Below are 13,418 nucleotides of genomic sequence, written 5' to 3'. Positions count from 1 at the left end.
TCGACAGCGGCAATCAGAATCTGGCGGTGAAAGAACTCGGCGGCACCGGACGACGGCATGACTGGCGCATCAGCCGCACGATCCGCGAACGACTGACGATACCGATGTTCCTCGCCGGAGGACTGAATCCTTCCAATGTTCGTGAAGCGATCGATGCCGTCGGGCCGTTCGGCCTGGACGTCTGTAGCGGCGTCAGAACGGATGGAAAACTGGATACCCAGAAACTTCAGGCTTTTTTCAAAGCGGTGCAGGCATGAAACCGGAAAAACTTTATCAGCTTTATTTTTCGCCCGGTACCCGCGGGTATGAATTTATCTGCGGTTTTCATTCCAAACACCAGCGCGATTTTTCTAAAACCGAATTGGCCGATTTTGATGCGCTGGCCAACCAGGTGTTCCTGAACATTGTTTCTATTAAGGAACAGGATATTCATAGCATTGAAGAACATTATGTAATCAAATCAATTTATTTTCAATGTTGGAAATTACTCCTGCGCGAAACCAAAAAAGAAAAAGCCATTATTGCCGAAAGCCGCCTTGGTCCAATCTTCCGATTCTCCGGTGAAATCTCCTATTGAAAATTTAATGACTGAGGATGACCCCGAAAAAGCCATAGAGGCTAATGATCTCTATGAAAAGATCGTTCGTTTTTGCAACGCTTGACGATGATATTGTAATGAACGATCAAAATCTTTTTTATTGTTAAAAAGATTTCCGAGATCGTTGTACGTATTCGCAATATTAGGGTGATCCTGATCCAAGACAGCCTCCCGGATCCGGAGAGTTTTGGTATAATATTCAAACGCCGTTCATAATCGCCGCGCAAATCATACACTATCGCGATGTTATGATAAATTAAGCCTCTCGCGAGTGCCCTTCCCCAGTACCACCCCAGCACTTCCAGCGACTGCCGGAAATGACTGAGCGCTTCATCGTGTTGCCCCAATGCCAAGTACAACGCCAATATATTAAAACTTGCAGCCCATCACTCAAGCTTTGTCCATTAAAAAACAAGCCTCGCTTGATTGTCCTTGTTTTTTGACTTAACTTAATTCCGATTACTTTAATTTTAATTTCCGGAGGAGAATATGGCGGCTGTAATTAAAAAGCGGAACATGCTGATGCAGGTTTTGCTAACCATCGTCACATGCGGATTGTATGTGATCTATTGGTTCTATGTTGTTTCAGAGGAATTAAAACAGATTACCAATGACGCAGAGGCGTCTCCGGCATTGTGGACCGTGTTGATCTTCGTGCCATTCGGAGCGTTTTATTCGTACTACAAATTTGGCGAAATCTACGAAAAAGCTTCCACCGAACAATTCAATCGCTGGCTGATGTTTGTACTGTGGCTTGTTTTTTCTCCGGCCGTTTGGTTCATCGTGCAAATGGATTTAAATAAACGGGCAGACGCCGCAGGGACAAGCACGCCGGCTTAATAGACGATTGTATAATTGCAAACGAAGAGCGAAACATCGTTTCGCTCTTCGTATTATATCCTACTCTTTTTCTCTTTCCCACCAATTTTTGGAAACCAGATCGTAGAGTACTTGTTGCCGTTCACGCGCGGCGGCGTAGATTCGATGATCATTTGTATTGGGCTTAAATGTTTTTCCCAATGGCACTGGCATATCGCCGATGGATTTGATCGCGCCGATGGTTTCCAAAGCCATGATCGCTGCACCGCGTGCGGAACCTTCCGCTTCGCCGGATTGCGTGATCGGAAATCCCAAAACATCCGACGCCATTTGCGTCAGCATCGCCGAATCGACGAACCCGCCGCCGGACGCAATGATCGTTTTGACTTTCATTTTCTGGCGTTTGAAAATTTCGTAAATCGCCGCATACCGATAACACACCGATTCGAGCGTTGCCCGAACGAGCGATTCGCGGCTGACATTCAGGTTCAATCCTTCGATCATTCCGCGAGCGTGTTCGTGCCATCCTGTGCTGCGTTCCCCCGCCCAGAATGGCAAAATCGTCAGACCGTGCGCGTCGGGTTTGGTTGAATGACAGGCGGCGTCGACGCCTTTTTTGCCGCCTTCGATAGCCAGATGGCTCACCAGCCATTTTCGCAAATTACCACCGTCGCTCAACGCACCGCCCATTACAAATCGCCGTTTATCGGCACGGTAAACCCACAACTCGGGTGGAATCTCGACGGATTTCGCTTCCCACAAAACGCGTAACGCTCCCGACGTACCCATGACAATGCAAAGTTGATCCGCCTCAACGCAACCGGTTCCTATATTGGAACTGGCTCCGTCGCCCACTGCCGGCAGCCACGGAATGTGCGCCAATGCCGGCCAGCGTTTGGCAAAAGCCGCTTTCAAACCGCTCAACGGCATGTCCACATCGCCCAATTCGGATAATTTCGCCGGCGTGATCGGCAGCGCTTCAAAAATTTTTTCATCCCATTGCGCCGTATTCTGATTGAGCAAACCGGTGCCCGAGGCCATCGAAATGCCGCACACCGCTTTGCCAAAAAAAACATAATACAAATATTCACCGATGGACATCCACGTCCGGGTTTTTCTGAACGCTTCTTTCTGGTGTTGCGCAAACCATAAAATTTTTGCCGGCAGATAACTCGGATGCAATACACAACCGGTACGCGCGTGAATCTCTTCGGCATCCAGTTTCGAACGCAGCATATCGACGACGCTCCGCGGACGCGTGTCGGCCCAATTGATCACGGCCGTCGTCGGTTTACCGGCGGCATCGATACCCATCATGTTGTGCCAGAAAGTATCAAACCCGACGCCCTTAATGTCCTCGGCATGTTTACCCAAAGCTTTCATGACTTGGTCGATACATTCGGCCGTACTGTCTACAATTAATTTCGGATTGGCAAACACACCACCGTCGGGCGTTGTATTCATCATATATCCCACCTGAAAAACGGCGTTTTTCACGGGCCTCCCCAATGCATCGTACACCAACGCGCGCGTTGACGACGTACCGATATCGATGGCCAGTATCAGCGGACGTTCAGCCCGCTTGAGTTTGACGGGACGATGTTCAATTTTCATAATTGCCTCCGCAGAATTTATGTAAAGTAATTCGGTTGATTCAAAATCAGACTTCGGTTTTCGGAAGCGAGAAACTGAAAACCGATCCTTTGCCTTTTTCGCTGACCACCCATACACGGCCGCCGTGCAGTTCGACGATTTTTTTTACAATGGCCAAACCTAACCCGGTACTGGTTTCACCGGCCGTCGGACGCGCACTTAGTTTTCCAAATGTTGTAAAAATCCTGTCGAGATCTTCTTTGCTCAATCCTTGCCCTGTATCGCGAATGTGAGTAATCACTTCATACGGATGCGCCTCGCATGACACTCTTACTTCGCCGCCGGGATAAGTGTACTTAATGGCATTGCTGAGTAAATTATCCAGCACTTCCGTCATACGGTAACGATCGGCTTTGACTTTCGGTGATTCGCCGAACGTATCAAAATTGAGCCGTATATTTTTCTGCGTTGCCGCGCGAGCATGGAACGGTTTACGTTCATCAATAATAGGATACCACGATTCCGGGCGAATCGTAAAATGTATTTTGCCGGATTCGATGGCCGAAATGTCCAGTAATTGATTGATCAGATCCGTCATATGTTCACAATGTGCAAGGATGCGCTGCAGGTCTTTTTTTCCTTCCTCCGGTTCGAAAACGCCGCGGGTAATATCCTGAATCATGATTTCCATAAATCCGCGAATGCTGCTGAGCGGGTTGCGTAAGTCATGAGCCGCGATGCCTAAAAATTCATTCTTTTTCTCATTGAGCCGTTTCAATTCAGAAGTCAGTACGCGCAATTCTTCCAGTAATTTAGTTTTAATAAATGCGGATACAATATGTTCTTTTAAATTACTTAATAATCCTGCTTCCTGGTTTTCAAATGCCCGGGCGTCATGCATGTTATCAAATACAAAATACCCTTCCACTGCTTCGTCAATCCGTATTCTCATGATCATCATCGCTTTGGGCAATTGCAAATGGTGCAATTTTTGTTCCGCGCTACGTCCTTTAACATTACGTACAATATGAATGTCAGGAAAAATTTCTTCCGTGTTTTCGGTATACCGCGCCGTAGCTTCTTCGGGCGTCAATTCAATATCCCGCAGCGATTCCATCTCCCATCCCGTACTGGCTTTGAACCGAAAGGTCCGCGACGGCTGATCCAATACTAAAGCCGTTGCTTTCTCGACGCCGGTTATGATGCTGGCTTGCCGGAGAATTACATATAATAAGTCGACAAACTTCTGTTGGGAATTGATTTCGCGTACGATGACGTTGATTTTTTCCAATTCGTCTTTCTTCCGCTGCAATTCGCATGTACGCGTTTCGGCTAATTTTTCCAATTCGGCTTTTTGTTTCTGCAAAGCACGTACGCGCCAGTTGTAAATACTCCATGCGATCACAACTACGGTCGAAAGTATCAATAACCTGAACCACCATGTTTTCCAGAACGGCGGAAGAACAATCAGCCGCACGGATGTACCTTCTTCATTCCATAGTCCGTCGTTATTGCTGCCTTTGATCCTAAACGTGTAATTTCCGGGATCCAGATTAGTATAACTTGCATAGCGGCGTGTTCCCGAATAAATCCAGTCCGCATCAAATCCTTCCAGACGGTAAGCGTATAAATTTTTAGCGGAATTGCTGAAGTTCAGCGCGGCAAATGTAAATGCAATAAAGTTGTTTTCATAATCCAGTATAATTTCCTGCCTGACCGGATCGGTTAACGGAAAATGGTGATCGAATCGTTCTACGGCTGTGATGACAAGTGGCGGTAAATAAGGATTGTCGCGGATACTGTCGGGATGAAACACGTTGAATCCGTTGATCCCGCCAAAATACATCGTTCCTTTGTTATCGCGAAAATAGGCAAGACTGTTAAATTCGTTGCTCTGCAAACCGTCATTGACGTCGTAATTACGAAACGTTTCTTTGTCAGGATCAAATTTCGTGAGGCCGCGATTGCTGCTCATCCACAGAAAACCATGATCGTCCTGCAATATCCCATAGATTACGGCATTAGGCAATCCGTTTTCCTCTGAATAACGCTTGAACTTCCCGGTCGCGGGATCCATACGGTTTAACCCGCCGCCGCTCGTACCGATCCACAAAACACCGCGGCGTGTATCGGCATAAATCGAACGAATGCGATTGTTGGACAAACTTTGATAATTGCCCGCTTCGTTTTGAAAACGGATAAAACGCTGCGTTTGAGGATCAAAGCGGTTGAGTCCTCCTCCGTTGGTCCCGATCCACAACGTACCGTTGGCATCTTCACACAAAGCCATGACCCGATCGTCGCTGATGCTTCCGGAATCGTCGGGATTGAATTGAAACCGTATAAATTTTTTCGACCCCGGATCCCATCGGCTCAATCCTCCTCCGTAGGTACCGACCCAGATCATACCTTCGCGATCTTCCATAATGACTCGAATCATATCGCTGCTGAGCGTTGTCGGATCGCCCGGCGTGTTTTTGAATACGGAAAAATATTTTCGCGCGGCATCAAGTTTGTTCAACCCGCCGTTGGTTCCAATCCACAATTCGCCTCGTCGGTCTTCAAAAAATGCACGAATAGTATTATGACTGATAGTATTGCCGCTTCTGGAATCATAACGATAATTAAAAAATCGGCCGTTACGCGGATCATAACTGTCCATGCCGCCGGTTTCCGTACCGATCCATACGAGACCGCTCCGATCAACATAAACAGCACGAACGTTGTTGTCAGACAAGCTATTCGGGTTTTCAGGATCGCTTTGGAAATGAGCAAATTTCTGTTGAAACGGATCGTATTTATTGATGCCCCCGGCATTCGTACCGATCCAAATCGTTCCGGTCCTATCGGCAAGCAAGCTGATCACCGTGTTGTTGCTGAGACTTTGACTGCCGAGCGATTTGTAGCGGTAGTGAGCAAATGAATGGGTCCCTCTTTTAATTACATCTAAACCGGCATTCGTTCCGATCCAGAGATTGCCTTGCGGATCTTCGGCCAGGGCTGTGATCGCTGAATTCGTGAGGCTGTAAGGATCGTTCACATTGGGCATATACCGTTTGCATGAACCGGTATTCGCATCCATAAAATTAAGGCCGTTAACCGTACCGATCCAAAAATTGCCGTCACGTCCTTCGGTAATGGCTGTGACCGTATTATGGCTCAGTGAATAAGGATCGTCGACTCTGGAACGATAGGCTGTAAACTTTTCTCCATCAGTGATATGCAAACCGCCACCGACAGTGCCAAATAATATCCGTCCGCGACGGTCGACATATAATGCCGTCACAGCATTCAACGAAGCAAACGATGACGGAAAATGTTTCCACTCACCGGTATTCCGATCGAGGCGACTCAATCCTCCCTCCGAGCCGACCCAGATAAATCCTTTTTCGTCTTCCGCAATCGCGCGAATACTAAAGGCTTGCACTTTTCCGGATTCTTCGTTTCGGTAACGGTAATGGTGAAATGTATTGCGGGAAGGATCGTATTTCGAGAGCACACCCCGTTCGGTTCCAATCCAGATCATGCCATCCCGGCTCTCACACAAAGCATTAACCCAATTGTCATTGATGGAAAGTGAATCGGAATCGATTTTTTTATAAATCGTAAATGAATATCCGTCATACCGGTTCAATCCATCCTGCGTCCCAAACCACAAAAAACCGGAACGGTCTTGAAGAATGCAATTGATACTGCTCTGCGACAAACCCTGATTCAAACCGATGCGTTCGAATTCAATGGCGTGTTCTTGTGCAAACGTATAGCCACAAAGCCCGAAGAAGGCGGCGGCCGTCGCTATACAATGGTGAAAAGTTTTCACGTTCAAAAATCCCGATGCTTGAGAATGGGAATGTAGACGGTAAAATCGTACCCGTTGAATACGTTCAAGCCGTCTTGCGTCGCCAGCCATAGCAGGCCTTGCAAATCCTGGAGAATACTATTGATTGTAGTCTGAAATAATCCCTGGTCGATGGTCAGGCGTTCGAAAACGGGCGTTTGTGCATACAACGCTGTCTGAAGCCACACCCACAGGCATCCCCGAAGCATGGAGCGCATACCGACTCCCGTATGTGGAATTATCACCGAGTAGAACGATGTTTTAACGATGGCGATTCGGCCGGCAGGCACACAATAAACTCCGTACCCTTACCCTCTTCACTGACAAAATCAATGGTGCCTTCATGTTTCTCAATAATACCGTAGCTGATCGTAAGGCCAAGCCCCGACCCTTGGCCGACATCTTTGGTAGTAAAAAACGGATCGAAAATTTTTCCGCGGATAAGATCAGGAATACCCGATCCTGTATCCTTCATGCGAATTTCAACGCCACCCTGATCGAACGCCGTACCGGCCTGCAACGGAAGCCGTCGCGTCACGATGCGGATTTGTCCGCGTTTAGGAATCGACTGAATGGCATTCAGAAGCAGGTTCATAAATACCTGGTTCAGCGCGCCGGGATAACATAATATTTCCGGCACATCACCAAATTCTTTGATGATTTCAATGCGATCGCTGTATTGGCTGGTGAGAAGTGAGAGCGTGGTATTGATGCAGTCATGTGCGGAAACATGACGCAATTCATTATCGTCAATATTGGCAAAATTACGTAAATCCTTGATGATACGCTTAATTCGTTCAGTGCCGTTTTTACATGAATGAATCAGTTTCATCATATCTTCTTCGATGAAATGATAATCGTAATGATCCCGGATTTTGCGAAATTCGTCTAAGTTTAGTTTCGCATCTTCTTTTTCCGCATGATGGATAACTTGTTCGTACGATTCGATAATGCCGGTCAGGCGTTTCAGATAATCTTCAAAATAATTCAGATTACCGTCGACGAAAGCAAGCGGATTATTAATTTCATGCGCAATGCCTCCCGTCAATTGGCCGAGAGAAGCCATTTTTTCAGATTGGATCAAATGGCTCTGCGTTTCACGAAGATCTTTCAAGGCATTTTCGAGTTGATCTTTTTGCATCTTCAGTTCTTTGGTCCGGGCGATCACCTCCCTTTCCAATTCGTTACGATGAGCGATCACGGCACGGATGCGCATTTGAAATCCTACCAGTACGCCGCCGATCACAACGACCGCAGCCAGAATGCGGAACCACCACGTCGCCCAAAACGGCGGTTCGATATAGATTTTTACGGCAATGCCGTCCTCGTTCCAGATCAGATCATTATTCGAGCCTTTGATGCGCAAAACATAATCACCGCCGTCAAGATTCGTATAGCTGGCGTACCGCCGCGTTCCGGCATAAATCCAATCCTCGTCAAATCCTTCCAGTTTATACTGATAATGGTTTTTGTCGGGATAGCTGAAATCCAGCGCGGCAAATTCAAATGCGAAAAAATTATCCTCGTACGATAATTGGATATCGTCCACTTCGGCGATCGCGCGGTTAAATTTTTGCCGCTTATCAAATTTCAAAAATGCAGTCAAAACGATCGGCGGAACGTAATTATTGATCTGAATATCTTTGGGGTTAAATTGGTTTAAGCCGTTGATCCCGCCAAAATACAATTGCCCGTTTTTTCCACGATAATAAGCGCCTTGATTAAAAACATTATTCTGCAATCCGTCATTTTCATAATAATTCCTGAAAAGATTGCTCCGTTCCTGATAATGCGAATACGGATTGGAGGGCGGTGTAAATTGCGACAATCCATTATTCGTACTGAGCCACAAACGCCCTTGACCATCTTCCAAAATTCCGTAGACGACGTCATTGCTTAAACCGTCTTTTTCCGTATAACGGTAAAATTTTCCGGATTGACGGTCGAGACAATTCAGACCGCCCCCTTCCGTACCGATCCACAAATGGCCGTTACGGTCTTCGTACATACACCGCACAGAATTATGACTGATGCTGTAAGGATTCTCGGGATCGTTTTTATAAAACGTGATGGCAGGAGATTTCTCCGGGACGATCTGACCTAACCCTCCGGCAAAAGTGCCGACCCAAATCGTACCGCTTTTATCTTCGTATAAAGCATACACACGATCATCGGATATCGAATACGGAACGGAATTGTCCTGATTATAATGTGTAAACGTATTGTCTTTCCGGTTCCAGCAATCCAACCCTCCGCCAAACATACCGATCCAAAATAAGCCGTTATGATCTTCGATCAGCGCCTGAACGTTGTTAAAACTCAGTGAATTCGGATTATTCGGATCATGAAAATAATGCTGAAAGCGTTTACGCTGAGGATCGTATTCGGTCAGCCCGTTGCGTGTGCCAAACCATAAATGACGGGTATCATCCTCATAAATCGTATACACATATTCATTACTCAATCCATTGAGCGAGCCGCTTGGAAAAAGCGTCATGGTCTCTTTCTGGGGATCCCACACATTTACACCGCCGCCATCCGTCCCGATCCACAGCAGGCCGGTTTGATCCTCGTACACCGAGCGGATGCTATTATTGCTGATCGTATTACGGTTGTTGGCCTCATGAAAAAAGTGAGTAAATTTTTCGGACCGTCGATTGAGTTTGCTGATACCGCCTCCACGCGTGGCAATCCACAAATTACCGGAACGATCTTCGACAATGGAGCGAATATCGTCGTAACTCAAACTGCTTTGGTTCGCGGGATCATTGATAAAACGGCGGAATCGGTTTGTCGTCCTATCGAGCAGGTTCAGACCTCCGCCATTCGTACCAACCCAAATATTGCCGGCAATATCTTCATAAATACAATTGACAATATTGTGGCTGAGTGAAAACGGCTGCGATGGATCATTGAGATAACGTTTGCTGATACCGGTTTTAGGATCAAATGCATTGAGGCCGCTTTGGGTGCCCGCCCAAATAGTACCTTTGCGGTCGACATACAATGTCCGGACATTACTGTGGCTGAGACTGTTGGAATTTCCCGGCTCGTTGTGATAGGATTTAAATTTTCCAGTAGTGGGATCAAAACGGTTTAGTCCGTCCGTTGTCCCAACCCATAATACATAGACGCCGTTTTCCTGCGTTTCGGCTATTGACCAGACGCGATTATGGCTGATGCTTTCGGAATTTTTCGGGTCGTTAACATAATGACTAAACCGATTGTTCTGACGATCAAATTTTGTCAGCCCGCCTTCCGCCGATCCTATCCACAATTGACCGGCATGATCTTCAAAAATGGTCTGGATATGGTTGTCGCTCAGGCTATTCGGATTAGCCGGATCGTGAAGGTAGTATGTAAATTTTTCAGAATAGGGATCAAATCTATTCAGACCTCCGCCCCATGTCGCCAGCCAAAGCATGCCTTGTTTATCTTCGTACAACTGGCTGATATCGTTATCCGACAATGTGTTTTTATCAAGAGGATTGTTTTCGTAAACAGTGAAGGAATAGCCGTCAAATTTATTGAGGCCTCGCTGCGTGCCAAACCATAAAAATCCTTTTTGGTCCTGCACAATGGTATAAACCATACTGTGCGAAAGACCGTGTTCTACGGAAATGCGTTCGAATCGAAACTTATTTTGTTGTGCGATCAGAATGGCCGACGGCAACCATGCAATTATTGCAAACAGCATAAAAGCCGCCCCAGCCATACGATGTATTTTGTTTTCCATAAATTTGGGTCAACATTACGGAATATCCGGCATAACCGGTAAGCGTGTGTGTGTGGTCGGGGGTAATTTATAAATAGGCGGGCGAATTTGCAATGAAAGAATTTATATCTAACAATATAGAAAAATATAGAGGTGTGTAACCCTCGGTTTATACACACCTCTATAAATTTTATTCATTTTTGCATCGTTGTTCGCTATTAAGGTTCCATTATCGGGCCAAACTCAAAGTCAACATACATGATAGCCGACCCTTCGGATGTGCCACTCGAAACGACTGCTTTCAGCCAAATATTCGATTCTGACGACGAATAACTTTTCGAATAACAAATGGGTTTTCCAAAATCACTCCCGTCGTAGGACTTGTACCATACGTAAGATGCTTCACCATCAATCTGAGAATTCAGCTCTGCCGTCCAAGTGCCTTTTGTCTTTTTTACAAGAACATCCGGCCCATCGATTCTAACAGCCATGCTGTCGGTAAATTCAGAAGATGTGGAACTCTGACATCCGATCGAAACAAAAATCAAAAATACAAAACAAAAAAAACTACCAACTCTTAATCTGATCTTCATAATGCTTTCTCTTAAATTAATTTTAAAATGAAACCGTTTGTTTAGTTCATGCGCACAAACTGTTGCACAACCTAATATCAGGCTTAAGAGATTGCAATTGGTCTAAGGGGTGAATTTTGAATCGCTATACAGAATTAATGCGGAAAAAATGCCTGTACAGGTAAGAAATGAAAAGGTAAATTTGAGTAGAAATTAGGAAGGAAAATGAAAGTAAGGGTCAATCAAACAATGGCTTTTTTTAAAGTATCTTCGAAATCAATAATCTCTTTCAGATTATTTAAAAACCAGGGATCAATGTAGGTGAGTTTATAAATGTCGTCGACCGTCATACCGAGCTTCATAGCATCCCGGATGGCAAACACTCGCGCAGAATTAGGAACACGCAATTTTTTAATAACTTCTTGCCAGTACATTTCTTTAGCCGATTCATCCATTGTAGCGATGTCCATCGCGTCTTTGCCATCCGTTCCGAGTCCATGACGGCCATTCTCGAGCGATCGCAACGCTTTCTGGAAGGATTCTTTAAAATTGCGGCCGATGGCCATCGCCTCGCCGACGGATTTCATCTGGACATTCAACGTTGCGTCGGCGCCGGGAAATTTTTCAAAATCCCAGCGTGGAATTTTCGTGACAACATAATCGATGGTCGGTTCGAAAGAAGCCGGAGTCTTTTTAGTAATATCATTAGGGATTTCATCGAGTGAATAACCGACGGCAAGTTTCGCCGCGATTTTGGCGATAGGAAATCCCGTCGCTTTTGACGCCAGCGCCGAACTGCGCGAGACGCGCGGATTCATCTCGATGACGATCATTTTGCCGGTATTGGGATCGATGGCAAACTGGATATTCGATCCGCCGGTTTCGACGCCGATCGTACGAATGATCTTGATCGCCGCATCGCGCATTTTCTGATATTCTTTATCCGTGAGTGTTTGCGCCGGTGCGACGGTAATTGAATCACCCGTATGCACGCCCATCGGATCGAAATTTTCAATCGAACAAATAATGACTACGTTATCTTTAGTGTCGCGCATAACTTCGAGTTCGTACTCTTTCCAACCGATCACCGATTCTTCGACGAGCACTTCACTGATCGGGCTGGCGACCAATGCTTTCAAGATCAAATCGTTGTATTCATCGACATTATAAGCAATCGCGCCGCCCGTCCCGCCGAGTGTAAACGACGGCCGCAAAATGATCGGATAGTCCAGCATCTCTTCCGCTTCCATCGCTTCTTTCATGTCTTTGACGAACATGCCTCTCGGCACGTTGAGTCCGATATTTTCCATCGCCGCTTTAAAAAGCTCGCGGTCTTCGGCGGTCTGGATCGATTCGAATTTTGCCCCGATCATTTCCACGCCGTATTTATCGAGAATGCCTTGTTTGACCAATTCCACCGCCGTATTGAGCGCCGTCTGTCCGCCCATCGTCGGCAAAAGTACATCCGGACGTTCGCGTTCGATGATCTTTTCGACCATCGCCGGCGTGATCGGTTCGATGTACACGCGATCGGCCGTTTCCGGATCCGTCATGATTGTCGCCGGATTACTATTGATCAGAATGACGCGGTAGCCTTCCTCTTTCAAAGCGCGGCAAGCCTGAGTCCCGGAATAATCGAATTCACACGACTGGCCGATGACGATCGGACCCGAGCCGATGATCAGGATGGATTGGATGTCGGTACGTTTGGGCATGTTTCAATGAACAATGATTAATGAATAATGAACAATAGAATTCATTTCTTGATTCGGGTTGTTTTTAAAATTGAAAACAGGATTTTGCATATTTCGTTACAATCGGACATGATAGAATCAAATGATTCTTTATTTAGATAGCCGGTTTCATGTAACAAGCGGAGCCAATAATGGGTTTCTTTTGCTTCTTTGTAAGCAATTGAAATTCGATTTGAAAAATCAGCTTTGGAAATTCCTCCATCCGCTTCTTCAATATTAGCGCCAATGGAAGTTCCACTTCTTAATACCTGTTTTGAGAGAACAAATTCTTTTTTCTTTGTAGACAGAAATTTATATAAATTGACAATCCTTACCGAAAACGCGAATGATTTATTCTTTATTACATTCTCCCTCTGCATTATTATTTATCCCAATACACTTCGCATTATACACTTCGCATTTTATTATTCATTATTCATTATTCATTATTCATTATTCATTATTCATTATTCATTATTCATTATTCATTATTCATTATTCATTATTCATTATTCATTATTCATTATTCATTATTCATTATTCATTATTC

Annotated in this window: 11 protein-coding genes; 3 read left to right on the top strand and 8 right to left on the bottom strand. The window is 45.6% G+C overall.

The window, feature by feature from the left end; translation table 11 throughout:
• Both K1X84_15330 and K1X84_15325 read left to right on the top strand, forming a co-directional pair.
• Positions 1–257, top strand: a 257-nt coding sequence (locus tag K1X84_15330; GenBank protein ID MBX7152999.1) for a phosphoribosylanthranilate isomerase, incomplete at its 5' end; no start/stop codon positions are given.
• Positions 254–577, top strand: a complete 324-nt coding sequence (locus K1X84_15325) for a hypothetical protein (protein ID MBX7152998.1) — start codon at positions 254–256, stop codon at positions 575–577. The genes K1X84_15330 and K1X84_15325, both read left to right, overlap by 4 nt.
• Before the next feature lie 41 nt (positions 578–618).
• On the opposite strand, the gene K1X84_15320 is transcribed toward K1X84_15325, so the two are convergent.
• Positions 619–951 (bottom strand): tetratricopeptide repeat protein, encoded by a 333-nt coding sequence (locus K1X84_15320; protein ID MBX7152997.1) that lies wholly within the window; start codon positions 949–951, stop codon positions 619–621.
• 136 nt (positions 952–1,087) lie between these two features.
• On the opposite strand from K1X84_15320, the gene K1X84_15315 reads away from it, so the two are divergent.
• Positions 1,088–1,438, top strand: coding sequence for a DUF4234 domain-containing protein (locus K1X84_15315; protein ID MBX7152996.1), 351 nt, complete (start codon positions 1,088–1,090; stop codon positions 1,436–1,438).
• 60 nt (positions 1,439–1,498) lie between these two features.
• On the opposite strand, the gene K1X84_15310 is transcribed toward K1X84_15315, so the two are convergent.
• From K1X84_15310 to K1X84_15280, 7 genes are all read right to left on the bottom strand, one after another.
• Positions 1,499–3,031 carry a gluconokinase gene (locus K1X84_15310; GenBank protein ID MBX7152995.1) on the bottom strand — a complete coding sequence of 511 codons (1,533 nt, stop codon included), beginning with the start codon at positions 3,029–3,031 and terminating at the stop codon, positions 1,499–1,501.
• Positions 3,032–3,077: 46 nt separating this feature from the next.
• A complete protein-coding gene (locus K1X84_15305; protein ID MBX7152994.1) occupies positions 3,078–6,830 on the bottom strand; it encodes a hypothetical protein in 3,753 nt (1,250 codons plus the stop codon).
• 2 nt (positions 6,831–6,832) lie between these two features.
• On the bottom strand, positions 6,833–7,138 hold the full coding sequence (locus K1X84_15300; protein ID MBX7152993.1) for a hypothetical protein: 306 nt from the start codon (positions 7,136–7,138) through the stop codon (positions 6,833–6,835).
• Positions 7,090–10,584: a GGDEF domain-containing protein gene (locus K1X84_15295; GenBank protein ID MBX7152992.1), complete on the bottom strand. Its 3,495-nt coding sequence runs from the start codon at positions 10,582–10,584 to the stop codon at positions 7,090–7,092. Before K1X84_15295 ends, K1X84_15300 begins: the two co-directional genes overlap by 49 nt.
• 197 nt (positions 10,585–10,781) lie before the next feature.
• Positions 10,782–11,156 (bottom strand): hypothetical protein, encoded by a 375-nt coding sequence (locus K1X84_15290; protein ID MBX7152991.1) that lies wholly within the window; start codon positions 11,154–11,156, stop codon positions 10,782–10,784.
• 221 nt (positions 11,157–11,377) lie between these two features.
• Positions 11,378–12,850 (bottom strand): carbamoyl-phosphate synthase large subunit, encoded by a 1,473-nt coding sequence (carB, locus tag K1X84_15285; GenBank protein ID MBX7152990.1) that lies wholly within the window; start codon positions 12,848–12,850, stop codon positions 11,378–11,380.
• A 41-nt stretch (positions 12,851–12,891) separates the two neighbouring features.
• The gene (locus K1X84_15280; GenBank protein MBX7152989.1) at positions 12,892–13,248 is read right to left on the bottom strand and encodes a four helix bundle protein; all 357 of its coding nucleotides are present in this window, start codon (positions 13,246–13,248) and stop codon (positions 12,892–12,894) included.
• Between the last annotated feature and the right edge of the window lie 170 nt (positions 13,249–13,418).

The organism is bacterium (assembly GCA_019695335.1).
Taxonomy (GTDB): Bacteria; CLD3; CLD3; order SB21; family SB21; genus JABWBZ01.
This window is presented reverse-complemented; position numbering and strand designations above follow the sequence as displayed.